Raw genomic sequence first — 16,223 nt, 5'->3', positions numbered from 1 at the left:
GAAGGACCGGGTCGGTGAGGCCCGCGGGCCGGGTGGGGCAAGGAACCACCACAGGTCTGCAGGTCGTCCGTCGCGGGCGCCAGCGCGGTCCGGAGCAATCCACCCCAGTCCGGGAGGACCACTTCACATGGCCAAGATCATCGCGTTCGACGAGGAGGCACGGCGCGGTCTCGAGCGCGGGATGAACCAGCTCGCCGACGCCGTCAAGGTCACCCTCGGCCCCAAGGGCCGCAACGTCGTCCTCGAGAAGAAGTGGGGCGCCCCCACGATCACCAACGATGGTGTGTCCATCGCCAAGGAGATCGAGCTTGAGGACCCGTACGAGAAGATCGGCGCCGAGCTGGTCAAGGAGGTCGCGAAGAAGACGGACGACGTAGCCGGTGACGGCACGACGACCGCGACCGTCCTGGCCCAGGCGCTGGTCCGCGAGGGCCTGCGCAACGTTGCCGCCGGCGCCAACCCGATGGCCCTGAAGCGCGGTATCGAGAAGGCCGTCGAGGCCGTCTCCGCCGCCCTGCTCGACCAGGCCAAGGAGGTCGAGACCAAGGAGCAGATCGCCTCCACCGCCTCCATCTCCGCCGCCGACACCCAGATCGGCGAGCTGATCGCCGAGGCCATGGACAAGGTCGGCAAGGAAGGCGTCATCACCGTCGAGGAGTCCCAGACCTTCGGTCTGGAGCTGGAGCTCACCGAGGGTATGCGCTTCGACAAGGGCTACATCTCGGCGTACTTCGCGACCGACATGGAGCGTATGGAGGCCTCCCTGGAGGACCCGTACATCCTCATCGTCAACTCCAAGATCGGCAACGTGAAGGACCTGCTGCCGCTCCTGGAGAAGGTCATGCAGTCCGGCAAGCCGCTGCTGATCATCGCCGAGGACGTCGAGGGCGAGGCCCTGTCGACCCTGGTCGTCAACAAGATCCGTGGCACCTTCAAGTCCGTCGCCGTCAAGGCCCCGGGCTTCGGCGACCGCCGCAAGGCCATGCTCGGTGACATCGCCATCCTCACCGGTGGCACCGTCATCTCCGAGGAGGTCGGCCTCAAGCTGGAGAACGCCACGCTCGACCTGCTCGGCCGCGCCCGCAAGGTCGTCATCACCAAGGACGAGACCACCATCGTCGACGGTGCCGGTGACAGCGAGCAGGTCCAGGGCCGGGTGAACCAGATCCGCGCCGAGATCGAGAACAGCGACTCGGACTACGACCGCGAGAAGCTCCAGGAGCGCCTGGCGAAGCTGGCCGGCGGCGTGGCCGTCATCAAGGCCGGTGCCGCGACCGAGGTCGAGCTCAAGGAGCGCAAGCACCGCATCGAGGACGCCGTCCGCAACGCGAAGGCGGCCGTCGAGGAGGGCATCGTCGCCGGCGGTGGCGTCGCCCTGCTCCAGGCCTCCTCGGTCTTCGAGAAGCTGGAGCTGGACGGCGACGAGGCCACCGGTGCCGCCGCTGTGAAGCTGGCCCTGGAGGCCCCGCTGAAGCAGATCTCCGTGAACGCCGGCCTTGAGGGTGGCGTCATCGTGGAGAAGGTCCGCAACCTCACCCCGGGTCACGGCCTGAACGCCGCGAACGGCGAGTACGTGGACATGATCGCCGAGGGCATCATCGACCCGGCGAAGGTGACCCGCTCTGCCCTGCAGAACGCCGCCTCCATCGCCGCGCTGTTCCTCACCACCGAGGCCGTCATCGCCGACAAGCCGGAGAAGGCCGCCGCGGCCGCTCCGGGCGGCATGCCGGGCGGTGACATGGACTTCTGATCCCTCAGGGATCGGAACGCTGATCCTCTCGGATCACACGTCCAGACATACGTCGGGGCGGCACCCTCCTCCCAGGGGGTGCCGCCCCGACGGCGTTGGTGAGCGGGCGCATCACCGGTCCTCCGCGGAAGTCATCCGTCGTTCGCGGACGTCATCCGCCCTCCGCGCAAGTCATCGGTCCTCGGCAGGCGTCATCCGCCCTCCGCGGAAGTCATCGGTCCTCCGCAGGCCTCAGCAGCCCTCCGCGGACGTCACCGGTGCGCCAGGCGGTGGTGCGTACGGCGGTGGCCCGCCGGCATCTTGACCCGGATCGTGGCCCCCCGGGCGACGTCGGTGCCCGGCTCCGGAGCCTGGGCGCACACCGCGCCGGCCTCGGCGCGCACCTCGGCGCTCGCTTCGGTATGCGCTTCGACGCCCGCTTCGGGGCCCGCCTGCCGGCAGCGTCCGTCCGTCCCGTGCCCGGCCAGGACCATCCGGAGGCCCGCCCGCTCGGCGGCGGCCCGCGCCTGCGCAGGCCTTCTGCCCAGCAGGTCGGGAACCTGGACCGTCCGCGGGCCGGACGCTCCCTCGCCCGGCGGCCGCTCGCCGGACGAGGGCTCCTTGGGCGGTTCCGGAGCCGGGGACGAGGAGCTCCCGGCGTCGGACACCGCGGCGCCCGCCTCCCGGTCGCCCGCCCCCGCGGCGTCCGCGACGGTGAGGGCGTACCCGCCGGCCAGCACGGCCGCCAGGACCGCCAGCCCGCTGCCCAGCAGCGCGGCCGTCCGGACACCCCGACGGCGGCGCGGATCGCGGCGGCGCCCCGGTGCCGGAGCCGCTACGGGCGGATCCGCGGCCGGGAACACCAGCGTCGGGTCCGCGGCCGGGGCCACCCGGGTCGGGCCTGCCTGGGTCAGGTCCGCCTGGGTCGGGTCCGCCGTCGGGATCACCTGCGTCGGGGCCGTGTGCAGACCGGGCGACGCGGTGTCGGGTGACCGGGAGGCCGGCGCCGCGCCCGACGCTCCGCCGTGCGCCGGTCCGCCGTGCCCCGCCCCGGGGACCGTGAGACCCGGGGAGAGACCGGCCAGGACCCGCTCGACGTCGCGGAGCATCGCCTCGGCGTCCCGATGGCGGTCCCCGGGTGCTTTGTTCAGCGCCCGGAGGACGAGCGCGTCGCACGCCGGCGGCAACGCGGGAACATGGGCCGACGGGGGCTCCGGCGTGGCCTCCACATGCTGGAGGACCAGGTCGATCACGCCGTCACCGAGGAACGGCGGCCGGCCCGTCAGCAGCTCGTACAGCAGACAGCCGGTGGAGTAGAGGTCGGCGGGGGCACCCACGGCCTCCCCCCGGGCCTGCTCGGGGGAGAGGTACGGGGGAGTGCCCACGACCGTGGTGTGCGGGGCCGACGCCGCACCCTGCACCTCCACGAGCCGTGCGATACCGAAGTCCGTCACTTTGACGGCACCGTCGCGGGTGAGCATCACATTGGCCGGTTTGATGTCGCTGTGGACGATCCCGCCGCGATGCGCGTACGCCAGCGCCGCCAGCACCCCGGCGGTCAACTCCAGTGCCCTGCCCGGCGGGAGTCGCTCCCCGCGGGGCCGAAGGTCCGCGAACGTCGCACCGTCGACGCGCTCCATCACGATGTACGGAACGTGCGCCCCGCCCACCAGGTCCTCGCCGGTGTCGTAGACCGCCACGATCGAGGGGTGGTTGAGCGAGGCCGCCGACCGCGCCTCGCGACGGAAGCGTGCCAGCGACTCCGGGTCCCCGACCAGGTCGGACCGCAGGGTCTTGACCGCGACGCCGCGGTCGAGCCGCAGGTCGTGCGCGGCGTGCACCTCGGCGGTGCCGCCCCGGCCGAGCAGCTCGCGCAGCTCGTACCGGTTTCCCAGCCGCGGTACCCCACTGGTCTGCGGGCCCGGGAGCGCGCCCACGGATGCCCCCGCCTCCATCACCGGCTCCTCACTGGTCCTTCGCCGTGTCGGCGTCGGCCTCGTCCGCCGCCTTCTCGGCTTCCTCGACCTTCTTCGCCATCTCCTTCTCCTCGGCGGACGATCCCGATGACCCGGATGACCCGGATGACCCGGATGACCCGGATGACGCCGAGGAGTCGGACGACGAGCCGGCGGTCGACGCGGTGTCCGGTGCCTGCGACCCCGACGACGCCCCGCTCCCCGCGGACGTCCCCGAAGACGCCGACCGGCCGGAGCCTCCCGAACAGCCGGTGGCCGCCAGGACCGGCACCGCCACCGTCGCCGTCAGCAGCAGCGCGAGACGCCGGGACCGCCGCCTCATGAACCGGAGCCGCCCTTGGCGTCGTCCCGCTTCGCGCACCAGGTCGCGACGGCCTTGAGGTCGGTGAGCTCCCGGGTGAGGAACGGCCTCATCTCCTTGCGGTGGGTGAGCCGGTCCTGGAGGAACGTGGCGACCTCCTCGTGGTGCTTGGCGCGGGCGTTCTTCACCCGCTGCTCCATCCGCGCGATCGAACCGCGGGTGTGCGCATCGCCGTTGAGCCGGTCGAGCGCCCTGTTGATGCGCTTCTCCAGCTCGGGCACCCGCGCGCACAGGCCCTTGCCGTTGCCCTTGCCGCTGCCCTTGTCCTTGTCCTTACCGTCGGCCGGCCCGTGCGCGGCCGTTGCCGAGGACGCCGTGGACGAGCCGTCGGAGTCCGCCGCGTTCGCCGGCGCAGCCGCGCTCAGCAGGGAACCGGCGAGTGCGACTCCGGCCAGGACTCCGGCCACGCGGGCGGTCTTGGGACGCTGCATGGTGGTGCTCCCTTCCAGGAACGAGTGGGATGTCTGGGACATCGCGGGAATGGTGGGACACGGCCGCATCGGCCCTCACACGAGGACGACCGGCCGCGTCGCAGAACCTAGGAGCGTTCTTTGTGGGGACCTTGTGAGCCGGCACCCCGCGTCCGCGACACAAGGAATCCACAAGGAACGTCCTTACGCTCCCGGCAAGTTGGGCGTCCGCGACCGCGCACGCACCGAGCCGTCGAACCCCGGGAGACACAGTGGACCGCGGTGGATTCCTCATGCCGGACGAGCCCTCCTGTACGGGCTCCACCACCCTCACCGACCTGGGGCCCCGTGACCTGCGGCTGCCCCTGAGCGGCTGGTTGCTGCGCCTCGCGCGGGGCGCCGAGGGCCGCCCGGCGCTGGAAGTGCACAACGGGGCAGGGCTGATCGACGTGTCCGTCATGAGCACGCTGTGCGTCTCCCCGCTCCGGGGCGGCCGGCACAGCGGCCGGGCGGCGACGTGCTGGTCACTTGGCTGGGGGCAGTTGCCAGCCGGTGCCGACGTCGTCGAGGTGACCTTCCGGGGGTGGCGCCGCAGCCGTTGCGTCCAGGCGCTCACGCTCGCCGACGCGTTCTGGGTCGCCGAGGTCGACGACCGGTTCCGCTCGGTTTCCTGCTCCGCGGGGACCACCCGGGCAACGACCCGGGTGGTCGAGGAGCCCCGACCCCGAGGGGGGTGACGACAGGGCCGCCCGAGGGGTGCCCCGCCAGGGATCACGGGACGCCCCTCAGGCCCTCAGGCCCTCAGGCCCTCAGGCCCTCAGGCCCCGGGCGGCAGCTCGTGCGGGCCCTCGGTCGGCGACGCCGGAGCCTCGCTCAACCAGGCGCGGCGCAACGGCAGTTCCAGGGTGCGGGTGTCGGCCGCCGCGTCCTCGGGCCGGGGCAGATGCACCTCGAACCGGGCACCGGTCCCCGCCGGCCGGTCCGTGATCCGTACGGTGCCGCGGTGCAGCGCGATCTGCTGGGCCACCAGGGTCAGCCCCAGCCCCGAGCCGGGGCTCCCGGCGCGCCGGTGGAACCGCTGGAAGACCTGCCGGCGCTCCTCCGGCGCGATGCCCGGACCGTCGTCGTCCACGGTGAGCACGGCGACCGGATCCGACGACCCGCCGCCGGGCCGCAGCACCACCTCGACCCGTGCCGCCGCGCCCGCCCGCCCCCCGTGCACCACCGCGTTGCGGAGCAGGTTGTCGACCGCCATCCGCAGCCCCGGTTCCCAGGCGCTCAACATCAGCCCCGGGGTGAGCCGGAGGGTCAGCCGGACGTCGGGGTGGTGCCGCTCCACGTCGGCCACCGCCGCGGCGACCAGCTCGGAGAGGTCCACCGGACCGAAGGCGTCGGCCTCCACCAGGTCGCCCTGGGCCAGCGCCCGGAGCGCGATCAGCGTGCCCATCAGCCGCTGTTGTCCGGCGTGCAGGTCGTCCAGGACCTCTGCGCGGTCGGCGGGGTCGAGGTCCGGGTGGTCGGCGAGGACGTCCAGATTGGTCTGCATGCCCATCAGCGGGGTGCGCAGTTCGTGCGAGGCGGTCGCGGAGAAGGCCCGCGCGGTGGCCAGCGCCTCCTGGGTCCGCGCCGCCTGCTCGTCGTACCGGGCCAGGACGGTCTGGAGGGTACGGGCCAGGTCGTCCACCTCGCTGATCCGCGACGGGGTGTGGTCCAGGCGGGCCGTGCTGGTGCGGGGGTCCAGGCCGCCCGCCCGGCGCTGGAGCCGGCGCAGCGGCCGGGTGGCGCGCTCGGCGATGGCCCAGGAGAGCAGCCCGGTCAGCGGTGCGGTGATCAGCGCCACCACGAGGATGCGCTGCTGCACGGTGTCGATCTCGGTGGTCCCGGCCGACCCGCGGGAGAACACCCACAGCGTGCCGCGCGGGCCGCTGCGTGCGCTCGCGCCGCTCACCTCCACCGACAGCGCGCGCCAGGCGTGCCCGCGGGACCGTACGGTCACCGGGCCGGGCGCGGCGACCGGCAGCGGCGTGGTGGCGGCCGGCTGGGGACCGGCCTGCGCCACCACCCGGTACCCCGACGACCCGTCACCGGTCCGCTGCCCGTCACCGGCTCGCTGTCCGTCGCCCGCTCGCTGTTCGTCGATGCCCCGTTGCCCGACGCCGGCCCGCTGTCCGCTCGCGGCCGTGTTCTGTCCGCCCGCGGCCGAGTCCTGTCCGCTCGTGACGCCACCGTCCCCGCCACTGTCCCCGCCACCGGCCTCGCCACTGTCCCCGCCGCCGCTCCCGGACGTCGCCGACCCGCTGCCGGCCGCCAGGAGCCGCACCCCGACGTCGAGGCCCGCGTCGAGCAGCCGCCGCTCCCGGTTCGCCGCCTGGCGCGGCCGCCCGCTCTCCTCGGTCCGCAGCAGCCCCCTGGCCATCGGCAGCAGCACCGCGGCCCGCTCCCGCAGATGGGCGTCCTGCTCGGCGTGCACGTCATGGGTGACCAGGCGCAGCAGCAGCGCCCCCGAGCCCAGGACCAGCAGGGGCATGGCGACGCCCATGGCCAGGGCGATCCGGGCCGAGAGCCTCACCGCGCCGCCTCCGGCCCGGACCCGGACGCCCGCAGGACGAAGCCGACCCCGCGCACCGTGTGCACCAGACGCGGCCGGCCCCCGGCCTCCGTCTTGCGGCGCAGATAGCTCACGAAGGTGTCGACGGCGTCGGTGCGCACCTCGAAGTCGTAACCCCACACCCGGTCCAGGAGCTGATCGCGGGTGAGCACCACACCCGCGTTGCGGGCGAGGACCTCCAGCAGCTCGAACTCCCGCCGCGTCAGCCGGACCGCCGCGCCCCCGTACGTCACCTCGCGCGCGGCCGTGTCGAGGACCAGGTCGCCGACCTGCACCGCATCCCTGCCGACGGGCGGGCGGCGGCGCAACAGAGCCTGCAACCGGAGCACGAGCTCCTTGAGTGCGAAGGGTTTGACGAGATAGTCGTCGGCCCCGGCCTGTAGGCCCGCCACCCGGTCCTCCAGCTCGTCCAACGCGGACAGCATCAGCACCGGCACCTCGTCCCCGTTGGCCCGCAGTGTGCGGCAGACGTCGGTGCCGCTGATCCCCGGCAGCGACACGTCCAGGACCACCACGTCCGGGGGCCGCTCCGCGAGTTCCGTGAGGGCGGCCGGACCGTCGTCGGCGAGCGCGACGGCGAAACCGTTCAGCCGGAGGCCGCGCCCGAGGGACCGCAGGATCATCGCGTCGTCATCGACGACCAGGACTCGGTCGAGGCGCTTGGCCGCGCACATTCCAGGCTCCGCTCTCGTCTCATTCGGGTCATTCGGATCATTCGGGCGGCTCAGCCGCTCGCCCCGCAGTTGTTGCAGCACCACCGGCCGTCCGGCCCCTGGATCACCGGGCTACCGCATCGTGTGCAGTTCACTGTCGACGCCGTTCTGATCCACTGCCCCGTCCACCGACGGCACGCCGTGCAAGGTAGCCGCACCACGAAGGTAGGCGGCAATCTTGTGGGTTCTCTGTGGCACCCCCCACGGCAAACCCCGGCCGGCACCTCGGTCGGCACCTTGGCCGGAACTCGGTCGGAACCCCGGCCGGGTGCGGCCCGCGCACCACTCGGGCCGGGCTCCCGGCCGCCCACGAGCCACCATGATTACCTAGTGATATGACTCCACTACGAACAGTGACCACGCCGGATGTTCATCCGGCCCGGGCAACGGCGCGCGTGAGCGCCCTGCTGTTCGCCGTGTCCGCCGTGCTCTACAACGGCTGGCTCCTGGAGTTCTGGCTGCCGACCGGACTGGACCCGCGCCACTCCTACGTCAGCGAGCTGTACGCCGCCGACCAGCCCTTCCGCCCGCTCTTCGGCGGTATCGAGACCGTCTGCGCGGCCCTCGTGCTCGTCGGGGCGCTGCTCGCGTACCGCGGCGCGCCGGGCCCCTGGAGCCGGGCCGGCTGGCTGGCGATGCTCGGGCTGGGGCTGTCCTCGTTCGCCGACGTCCTCCTCCCCATGGCCTGTGCGCCCTCCCTGGAACCGGGCTGCGAACCGGTCCACCCCTGGCACACGGCGACCAGCGCCCTGGCCCACTTCTTCCTCTTCACCTCGATGGCCCTGCTGAGCCTGGCCGCCCGAACCGAAGGGCCCGGCCTGCCACTGGTCCGCCACTGGGGCCCACGCGTCCTGGCCCTTGCCCTCCCCGCCGCGATCTGCACCGTGGGCCCCCTGCTCGGCCACCCCGGCTGGCACGGCGTTCCGCAGCGGCTGCACCTGACGCTGGTGGGCGTGTGGTTCGCCCTACTGGCGGCCGAGTTGGCGCGGCCGGCCCCCCGGTACCCCACTCGGGAGTCAATGGAAAAGCTCCCCTCACTCGTTGGTGGGCGGGCGCTGGACCGCTGACGCCGTGCTTTCGCCAAACCGGCCGAAAGCCATCGGCGGGGCGCGTACGCTGCTCCGACGATGACCGAGTTTGTCGAAGAAGTCCGTTCCCGTGTTGTACGGCTGCTGAGGATGGCCAACACCACGGACGACCGGCTGCGCAAGCAGATCGTCGCGTACGCCGACGCGACGCCGGAGCCACCGCTCATGGGGTCACTCGGAATCGGTACGACCGGCTGTCCGCGCTGCCGTCGCACGATGTGGCAGCAGCGGGACAACGAAGGGCCCGTCTGGGTGTGCGCGTTCTGTGGCCACGTCGAGGGAGTGACCGTGATCTGCCCGCACTGCCGCGTGGCGATGAAGCCGCCGCCCGCCGGCTGGGTGGACCGGTGGTCCTGCCCCGAGTGCCCCAGGGTCGCCGCCGGGGGCGAGGGCGCGGAAGAGATCGAGGCGCGCGAACGGGGACGCCTGCGGGCACTCGGCCTGCTGGACGAGGCACTCGCGGCACGGGAGGCCCAGGGACCGGCGACCGGGTGACCTCCGACTGATCCCCCTCCCGACCCCGATTTACCTCAAACGCCTTACACCGAACCGGACTTGCGCCTCACGCGGAACCGGACTCGACGCCCTCGGCGAACACCGACCAGGCCGCCTTCCGCGATACCGCGATACCGCGATACCGAGAGGGCGAGAGGGCAAGAGTGGGGCTCGCGGCTCCGGCTACTCCAGGGCCTGGGTGATGCGTGCGCGGATCCCGGCCGCCCGGGCGTCGCCGAAGCCGTCCAGGAGGGCGAGGGCGTCGGCCCAGTGCCGTCGGGCCGCCTCGTCGGTCCCCGTCTCCTGGAGGGCGGTGGCGAGTCCGTCGAGGGCGAGGGCCGTCAGCCAGCGGTCGTTCAGCTCACGGTGGGTTGCGGCCGCACGGCGGTGGAACGCGGCGGCGTCCTCGTGGCGGCGCAGTTGGCGGTACGCCTCACCGGTGTGGTGCCAGGCCCGGGCCTCGCGCGAGCGGTCGCCGAGCCGGCGGTGCAGCACCGCCGAGCGCTGGTACGAGACGAGGGCGTCGCCCGGCTCACCGCAGGCCTGCTGAGCCCTGCCGAGCTCCAGGAGCCAGAAGCCCTCCCAGGAGCGGTTGCGGTGGTGGCGGGCGATGTCCAGGGCGTGCTGCGCGGAGCGCATGGCGTCCGGCGCCTCGCCGCGTTCCCGCCGCACCGCGCTCAGGAGGTGCAGGGCGTTGCCCTCGCCGCCCCGGTCGCCGCGTTCGCGGTGCCCGGTCAGGGCGCGCTGCACGCGGTCGAGGGCCTCGTCGAGCCGGCCGGCCTCGTAGCTCACGGTGGCGAGGTTGGACAGCAGCGTCGGTTCCCACTGCTGATGCAGGGGGGACCCCAGGTCCTGGAAGACGGCCAGCGCCTCGGTGAACTGCCCCTCAGCAGCGTCCAGTTGGTGCGCCCGCAGCCTGATCAGGCCGATGGCGTTCAGGGTCAGGCCCTCGCTGAGCCGGTCGCCCAGCTCGCGGCGGAGCGCCAGGGCGCCTTCGTGGTGTTCAGCGGCCTCGGCGAGGCGCTGCGACTGGGTGCACGCCTTGCCGAGGCTGGTGAGCAGCTCGGCCTGGCCTGCCCGGTCACCCTCCCGGCGGGCGGCCCGCAGGCCGATCTCGCCCATGGTGAACCACTCGTCGAAGGCGTTGAGTCGGGCGTGCAACGGGCGGAGCAGGGCGGGCAGTTGCCAGGCGACGCGATCCACGCCGGCCTTCTCCGCGGCCTGCGCGGCCGCCAGCAGATTGCCGTGCTCCAGCTCGTACCAGCGCAGGGCGGCGTCGTAGTCGGCGAAGGTCGGTGGCGTGACGCCGTCCGGTGGCGGATCGAGGGGGAGGGGCGGTTCGGACGCCTTGAAGCGGGTCCGTGCGGCGTCGGCCGCATGGACGTACCACGACAGGGCGCGGCGCAGGGCGGCGTCGCGGCTCTCGGGGGGTTCCTCGTGCTGGGCCTGGTCCACCGCGTAGGCCCGGAGCAGGTCGTGGAACTCGAAGCGGTCGGGTGCGGTCTGCATCAGCAGATGGGCGCCGACCAGGACGTCCAGCAAGTGCTGGGTCCGGCTGGTGGAGAGGCCCGCGAGCGCGCCGGCGGCCGCGGTGCCGAACTCGGCGCCCGGATGGAGGCCGAGCAGCCGGAAGAAACGTGCGGCTTCTGCGGGCAGTGCCCGATAGGACCAGGCAAACACTGTTCGTACCGCGTCGGCTTCCTCGTCGTCCCCAACGGTCAGAGCATCCCAGAGACAGGACTCGTCGCGCAGGTCCCTTATCAAGTCGTCCAGGCTCATATGGGGGCGGCTGGCGGCGCGTTCGGCGGCGATGCGCAGCGCCAGCGGGAGGCGGGCGCACAACCGGGCCAGGTCGATGAGCTTGTCCGTGTCGTCCTCGGGGCGGTACTCGGCGGTGACGGTGCGCAGCAGGGCGACGGCTTCCGGCTCGGGCAGGGTGCCGAGCGTCAGGCGGTGGGCGCCGTCCCGAACAGCCAGGCCCGACAGGCGACTTCGGCTGGTCACGATGACCAGACAGCCGGCCGTGCCGGGTAGCAACGGTCGGACCTGCCCGACGGTGGCGGCGTTGTCGAGGACGATCAGCATCCGCCGGCCGGCCAGCAGTGAGCGGTACAGCGCGCCGGCCGACTCGGTGTCGGCCGGAATCGCGGCGGCGGGCACGTGCAGCGCCGCGAGGAAGCGGTGCAGCGCCTCCTGCGCGGTGACCGGCGTACCGGGGTCGTAGCCGCGGAGGTTCACATACAACTGGCCGTCGGGGAAGTACGCGTGGACCTGATGGGACCAGCGCAGCGCCAGGGAGGTCTTCCCTGCTCCGGCAGTTCCGGCGATGACGCAGATGGAGACGACGAGCGGTTCGCCGGCGTTGCCGGTGAGAATGGCGTTGAGCCGCTCCAACTCCTCCGTGCGATTGACGAAGACCCTTACATCTCCGGGGAGTTGGCGTGGTTTCGTCGCATCGGCCTGCCCTGCGGGTGGGTTCCGGCCGGCGGACGGATCGCTTCCGTGGCCATGGAAATGCACCCCGCCACTCACGCTCCCGGCCTGGACGACGTTGTCGGCCGACCCGGACAGCTGCGAATGCGTTCCGGGCCCGGGATGCTGCGGCGAACCATCCTTCTCGATCGCCCTGCTCTCCTTACTTCCTCAGGCTGCCTCGAACTGCCTCGAACTTCCTTGAACTGCCCCGGACTTCCTCTGACTCCCTCGGACTTTCTTGCCTCATGCCGAACGCGCTGAAGCGCCCTATGCCGACTATCGAATGCACCGAAGTGTCCTGAAGAGTCCTATATCGAACGTGCTGAAGTGGCGGGCGTCACTTCCCGGTCGACGAAGGACCTCAGGTCTTCGGCCTCGTGGTAGAGCACCTGGATGAATTTCTCCCACTGCGCAATGGCTTCGGGATCCGTGAAGCGCAGTGCGCCGTCGCCGATGCCGTTGTCGTCGTACAGCACCTGGTAGAGCGTATGGCCGCCCATGACCACAATTTCCGGAAGCGGTCCGGATTCCTCCAGCCGATCCAGCTCCGACAGCCGCGACGACCCCGACACTTCCAATGGCCCCAATGGCCCCAATGGCCCCGACGGCTCGGGCAGCCCGGACAGGCTCGATGGCTCGGGCGGCTCTTCTGGTGCCCAGACTCGGATTCTGCCCATGAGTTCGGCGCGCAGGCGCAGCGTCGTGAGTTCCCATTGGAGGTAGGACGTCAGTGGTTGCTCCACCACGCGCACGCGAAAGAAGTGGGAGCGGTGGGCGTCCGAGTCCTGCGCGAGTTTCATCAGGTCTTCGCGACCCTGCTCGATGAGGCGTAATGCCTCATCCCAGTCGCCCCGGGAAAAGGCTTGCCAGCTCTCGTTCCTGGGCTCCTGGAAATGCTGCTGCCTCTCCAGTTTCCAGCAGTCCCGCCCGGCTACCGTCCACCGCCGCTCCCGAAATTCCTGCCGATAGGAGGGGGAGGAGAGCCGCACGCCCTGCGCGGCATCGAGCCGGGGCCTTTCGAGGCGCGGCGTTTCGAGACAGGGCCTTTCGGGACGTGTCCTTTCGGGACGTGTCCTTTCGGGACGGGGCCTTTCGAGGTCAGGCATCGGGGATGTCCTGCTTCGCGGAGATCAGCGTAACGCCGGGGATGATGACCAGCCGCTCGTCCTTGGCGATGCGGACGCCCTCGGGGAGGCGTGCGCGGTACTCGTCCGTGCGGTCGCGGCCTATTACCGCGATATCGCCATTGTCGAGCTGCCACATATCGGGGCAATCGTCGTCGCCGGTCGTGACTCCGAGTTCGCTGGGCGACTTCCCTAAGCGGCGTACAAAGGAAGCGGTCGGGTCTGCATCCCAAGGGCGAGGCATTGATCTCCTTCGGCCGTCGACGCACTTGTCGGTAACTCCGGATTTTCGTCACTGAGTGTACAAGTGGTAACAGCGGAGAGCAATGGAATGCGGGTGTAGGTATCCGGCCGTTCGGCGCCGTTCGCGGCGCCGTTCGCGGTCATTCAGCGAACGGTGAGTTCCGTTTCGGCGTTCAGTTCGGCCCGCATCTGCTTGCTGAGGCCGAAGAAGTAGGTGGCGAGGAAGCCGGACAGGTATCCGACGGCCAGGCCCAGGGCGTAGACGATGAGCGTGGTGCCGAGGCCCTGGCTGCCCTTGACCAGCGGGAACAGCGCCCAGCCGGAGGGGCCGATGGCGGTGGAGCCGACCGTGTCGCCGAGTTGGTTGAGCAGCCCGACGAAACCACCGCCGAACGCGCCGCCGATGCAGGCGGTGATGAACGGGCGGCCGAGGGGGAGCGAGATGCCGTAGACGAGCGGCTCGCCGACGCCCAGGAAGCCGGCGGGGAGGGCCGACTTGATGGTCGAGCGGATCGAGCGGTTGCCGGGGAGGCGGAGGTAGACGGCGAGCGCGGCGCCGACCTGGCCCGCACCTGCCATGGCGAGGATCGGGAGCAGGACCGTGTAGCCCTGCTGCTGGATGAGGGTGGCGTGAATGGGGATGAGCGCTTGGTGGAGGCCGAGCATGACGAGGGGGAGGAAGAGGCCGCCCAGGACGAAACCGGCGAGCGCACCCCCGTGCGCGAGCAGCCAGTTGGCGAAGGCGCCGATGGCGGTGGATACCTCGCCGGCCGCGTACATCAGGCCGAAGACCGTGACCAGGCCGGTGAGGAGGACGGTGAGGGTGGGGGTGAGGAGGACGTCGAGCGCCTGGGGGACCAGCCTGCGGCAGACCTTCTCCACGTGGACGGCGAGCAGCGCGGCGGCCAGTGCGCCCAGGACGCCGCCCTGGCCGGGGGAGAGCCGTTGGCCGAAGGCGGTGATGTGGGTGACGCCGGGGATGACGATGACCGCGGCGACCGCGCCGCCGAGGATCGGCGTGCCGCCGAACTCTTTGGCGGTGTGGTAGCCGACGAAGACCGCGATCAGCGACATGAAGCCGGAGGCGATGGCGGTGAGCGCGGGGACGACGGCCGGCAGCCAGTCGAGGTTGGTCAGCAGGCCGTTGAGGCCGGCGACGATGCCGCAGCCGATCAGGGCCGGGATCAGCGGGACGAAGACGTTGGCGATCCGGCGGAGGAAGAGTTTGACCGGGGTGGCGTTCCTGGCCGCCTGCCGGGCCTTGAGGGCGGAGCCTTGGGCGGCGAGTTGGTCGGGTGTGAGGGTGGGTTGGTCGGGAGTGGGAGTGGGGGTGGGCTGCTGGGCTGTGGGGGTGAGTTGGTTGGGCGTGGGCGTGGGGGTGGGGGTGGGCGTCGGCTGGGGGGTGGTGGTCGTGTTGGTTGGTGTGGGGGTTGGGCTGGGTGGTGTGTGGGCCTTGGGCGCCTCCTCCTTATTCCGGCAACGATTACGGAGAGTGATTAGTTCCTTGCGGTGTGGGGTTGGGGGTGGACTTTCTTGTGGTGCTGGTTGGGGGGTTGGGGCGGCCGCTGCGCGGGTCTGCTCCACCAGGCGTTCGAGCTCGGGGGTGACCCGGGCGACGGTTCCGGGGCCCAGCACGATCTGGTACGTGTCGTCCTCGACCACGCCCATGACGGCAGGTAGTGCCTTGAGCGCCGCGTCCTGGACCAGCGAGCGGTCCTGGATGTCGAGGCGGAGCCGGGTCATGCAGTGCGCGATGGAGGTCAGGTTCTCGGCGCCGCCGACCAGGGGGAGGATCGCGGCGGCGGTGGCGCGGTTCGTGTCTTCGGGCATGGGCGGCGCCTTGCTGTGGGGGGACCGGGTGGAGCGGTTGGGGTGTCTGTGATCGTTGTCGGAATGGGGGGGCGGTCAGCGGTGCTTGGCGGCTGCAAGGGCGGCGCGGAGATGGCCGTCGGCGGTGTCGAGGAGGCGGGCGGCAGTGGGGCCGTCGACGCCACCGAGCAGGGTGAGGATGGCGTTCTTCACCTCGCCGTCGGTGGCGCGGAGCGCCGTCTCGATCTCCAGGTCCGTGGCGCCCGTGGCGAGCGCGACGATGCGGTGTGAGCGGGCCCGTAGTTTGTTGTTGGAGGCGCGGACGTCGACCATCAGATTCCCGTAGGTCTTGCCGAGCCGGATCATGGTGATGGTCGAGAGCATGTTGAGCACGAGCTTTTGCGCCGTGCCCGCCTTGAGGCGGGTGGAGCCGGTCAGCAGCTCGGGGCCGACCACGATCTCGATGCCGTGCTCGGCGGCCGCGGCCAGGGCCGAACCGGCGTTGCAGGACAGGCCGATGGTCAGCGCGCCGTTGGCGCGGGCGTGTTCGACGGCGCCGATCGCGTACGGGGTGCGGCCGGAGGCCGAGATGCCGACGACGGTGTCGCGGTCGGTCAGGCCGATCGCGGTGAGGTCCTCGACCGCCAACTCCCGGCTGTCCTCGGCCCCTTCGACGGCCGTGACCAGGGCGGCCGGGCCGCCCGCGATCAGCCCGAGGACCTCGGACGGGTCGGTGTTGAAGGTCGGTGGGCACTCGCTGGCGTCCAGGACGCCGAGTCGGCCCGCCGTGCCGGCGCCGGCGTAGATCAGGCGTCCGCCGTCGGCCATTCGGGTGGCGGTGGCGTCGATGGCCGCGGCGATCTGCGGGAGGCGTGCGGCGACGGCGGCGGGGACGGTGGCGTCCTCGCCGTTCATGGTGCGGGCGATGTCGAGGGTGGAGCGGCGGTCGATCTCGGCGAGGTCGGGGCGGAAGGCCTCGGTGGTGAGGGTCTCCAGTTGGGCCCGCAGGCGGGCGGGATCGAGGGGGTTGGCAGTGTCCGCGGGGGATGGGGGGTCTGTGGGGGATGAGGGGGCGCCGGGGGCTGCGGTGTCCGTGGGAAGTGGGGTGTCCACGAGGGGTGCGGTGTCTGTGGGGTCGACGGTGGAGGCCATGGCTCGGTGCTCTTTCCGGGTGCGGGAGTGTGGCGCGACC

Annotated in this window: 13 protein-coding genes and 1 pseudogene; 4 read left to right on the top strand and 10 right to left on the bottom strand. The window is 71.8% G+C overall.

Translation table 11 applies throughout. The features are described 5' to 3' along the window. Positions 1–127 precede the first annotated feature (127 nt). On the top strand, positions 128–1,750 hold the full coding sequence (gene groL / locus AB0C96_RS31480; RefSeq protein WP_362922099.1) for a chaperonin GroEL: 1,623 nt from the start codon (positions 128–130) through the stop codon (positions 1,748–1,750). Positions 1,751–2,001: 251 nt separating this feature from the next. Here groL and AB0C96_RS31475 read toward each other — a convergent pair whose 3' ends face one another. From AB0C96_RS31475 to AB0C96_RS31465, 3 genes are read right to left on the bottom strand one after another with little or no spacing between them, the layout of a single operon-like run. Further along, positions 2,002–3,684 carry a protein kinase gene (locus tag AB0C96_RS31475; protein WP_362922097.1) on the bottom strand — a complete coding sequence of 561 codons (1,683 nt, stop codon included), beginning with the start codon at positions 3,682–3,684 and terminating at the stop codon, positions 2,002–2,004. A gap of 10 nt (positions 3,685–3,694) precedes the next feature. Next, positions 3,695–4,027 (bottom strand): hypothetical protein, encoded by a 333-nt coding sequence (locus AB0C96_RS31470; RefSeq protein ID WP_362922096.1) that lies wholly within the window; start codon positions 4,025–4,027, stop codon positions 3,695–3,697. Then, the gene (locus AB0C96_RS31465; RefSeq protein ID WP_362922094.1) at positions 4,024–4,539 is read right to left on the bottom strand and encodes a hypothetical protein; all 516 of its coding nucleotides are present in this window, start codon (positions 4,537–4,539) and stop codon (positions 4,024–4,026) included. The genes AB0C96_RS31470 and AB0C96_RS31465 overlap by 4 nt, the downstream gene beginning before the upstream one ends. Positions 4,540–4,769: 230 nt before the next feature. On the opposite strand from AB0C96_RS31465, the gene AB0C96_RS31460 reads away from it, so the two are divergent. Next, positions 4,770–5,213 carry a hypothetical protein gene (locus tag AB0C96_RS31460; RefSeq protein WP_362922092.1) on the top strand — a complete coding sequence of 148 codons (444 nt, stop codon included), beginning with the start codon at positions 4,770–4,772 and terminating at the stop codon, positions 5,211–5,213. An 80-nt stretch (positions 5,214–5,293) separates the two neighbouring features. Here the strand turns inward: AB0C96_RS31460 and AB0C96_RS31455 are convergent, their stop codons facing one another. Together AB0C96_RS31455 and AB0C96_RS31450 are read right to left on the bottom strand one after the other, a co-directional pair. Further along, positions 5,294–7,045, bottom strand: coding sequence for a HAMP domain-containing sensor histidine kinase (locus AB0C96_RS31455; protein ID WP_362922090.1), 1,752 nt, complete (start codon positions 7,043–7,045; stop codon positions 5,294–5,296). Further along, positions 7,042–7,758: a response regulator transcription factor gene (locus AB0C96_RS31450; protein WP_362922088.1), complete on the bottom strand. Its 717-nt coding sequence runs from the start codon at positions 7,756–7,758 to the stop codon at positions 7,042–7,044. The genes AB0C96_RS31455 and AB0C96_RS31450 overlap by 4 nt, the downstream gene beginning before the upstream one ends. A gap of 434 nt (positions 7,759–8,192) precedes the next feature. On the opposite strand from AB0C96_RS31450, the gene AB0C96_RS31445 reads away from it, so the two are divergent. Together AB0C96_RS31445 and AB0C96_RS31440 are read left to right on the top strand one after the other, a co-directional pair. Beyond that, entirely contained in the window at positions 8,193–8,864 is a 672-nt protein-coding gene (locus tag AB0C96_RS31445; protein ID WP_362922086.1) for a DUF998 domain-containing protein, read from the top strand. A 60-nt stretch (positions 8,865–8,924) separates the two neighbouring features. After that, a complete protein-coding gene (locus AB0C96_RS31440; protein WP_362922085.1) occupies positions 8,925–9,380 on the top strand; it encodes a hypothetical protein in 456 nt (151 codons plus the stop codon). A gap of 183 nt (positions 9,381–9,563) precedes the next feature. On the opposite strand, the gene AB0C96_RS31435 is transcribed toward AB0C96_RS31440, so the two are convergent. The 5 genes and pseudogenes from AB0C96_RS31435 to murQ all read right to left on the bottom strand — a co-directional run bounded on the left by AB0C96_RS31435 (position 9,564) and on the right by murQ (position 16,183). Continuing rightward, complete coding sequence (locus AB0C96_RS31435; RefSeq protein ID WP_362922083.1) at positions 9,564–11,774, bottom strand: tetratricopeptide repeat protein; 2,211 nt, start codon at positions 11,772–11,774, stop codon at positions 9,564–9,566. A 389-nt stretch (positions 11,775–12,163) separates the two neighbouring features. Beyond that, entirely contained in the window at positions 12,164–12,961 is a 798-nt protein-coding gene (locus AB0C96_RS31430) for a DUF6879 family protein (protein ID WP_362922081.1), read from the bottom strand. Then, positions 12,954–13,223 (bottom strand): hypothetical protein, encoded by a 270-nt coding sequence (locus AB0C96_RS31425; RefSeq protein WP_362922079.1) that lies wholly within the window; start codon positions 13,221–13,223, stop codon positions 12,954–12,956. Before AB0C96_RS31425 ends, AB0C96_RS31430 begins: the two co-directional genes overlap by 8 nt. A gap of 164 nt (positions 13,224–13,387) precedes the next feature. Beyond that, positions 13,388–15,052 (bottom strand): annotated as a pseudogene (locus tag AB0C96_RS31420) (PTS transporter subunit EIIC); the annotation flags it as partial. Positions 15,053–15,127: 75 nt separating this feature from the next. Then, positions 15,128–16,183, bottom strand: coding sequence for an N-acetylmuramic acid 6-phosphate etherase (gene murQ, locus AB0C96_RS31415; protein ID WP_362922077.1), 1,056 nt, complete (start codon positions 16,181–16,183; stop codon positions 15,128–15,130). Positions 16,184–16,223: the final 40 nt, after the last annotated feature.

This window comes from Streptomyces sp. NPDC048506 (genome assembly GCF_040651315.1).
In the GTDB taxonomy this organism is placed as follows: domain Bacteria; phylum Actinomycetota; class Actinomycetes; order Streptomycetales; family Streptomycetaceae; genus Streptomyces.
Note: the sequence above shows the minus strand (reverse complement) of the source record. Positions and strands in the feature narration are given on the sequence as shown.

Coding starts and splice junctions, on each gene's coding strand:
- groL (WP_362922099.1), top strand. CDS start 128: ATGGCCAAGATCATCGCGTTCGACGAGGAGGCACGGCGCGGTCTCGAG.
- AB0C96_RS31475 (WP_362922097.1), bottom strand. CDS start 3,684: ATGGAGGCGGGGGCATCCGTGGGCGCGCTCCCGGGCCCGCAGACCAGT.
- AB0C96_RS31470 (WP_362922096.1), bottom strand. CDS start 4,027: ATGAGGCGGCGGTCCCGGCGTCTCGCGCTGCTGCTGACGGCGACGGTG.
- AB0C96_RS31465 (WP_362922094.1), bottom strand. CDS start 4,539: ATGTCCCAGACATCCCACTCGTTCCTGGAAGGGAGCACCACCATGCAG.
- AB0C96_RS31460 (WP_362922092.1), top strand. CDS start 4,770: ATGCCGGACGAGCCCTCCTGTACGGGCTCCACCACCCTCACCGACCTG.
- AB0C96_RS31450 (WP_362922088.1), bottom strand. CDS start 7,758: ATGTGCGCGGCCAAGCGCCTCGACCGAGTCCTGGTCGTCGATGACGAC.
- AB0C96_RS31440 (WP_362922085.1), top strand. CDS start 8,925: ATGACCGAGTTTGTCGAAGAAGTCCGTTCCCGTGTTGTACGGCTGCTG.
- AB0C96_RS31430 (WP_362922081.1), bottom strand. CDS start 12,961: ATGCCTGACCTCGAAAGGCCCCGTCCCGAAAGGACACGTCCCGAAAGG.
- AB0C96_RS31425 (WP_362922079.1), bottom strand. CDS start 13,223: ATGCCTCGCCCTTGGGATGCAGACCCGACCGCTTCCTTTGTACGCCGC.
- murQ (WP_362922077.1), bottom strand. CDS start 16,183: ATGGCCTCCACCGTCGACCCCACAGACACCGCACCCCTCGTGGACACC.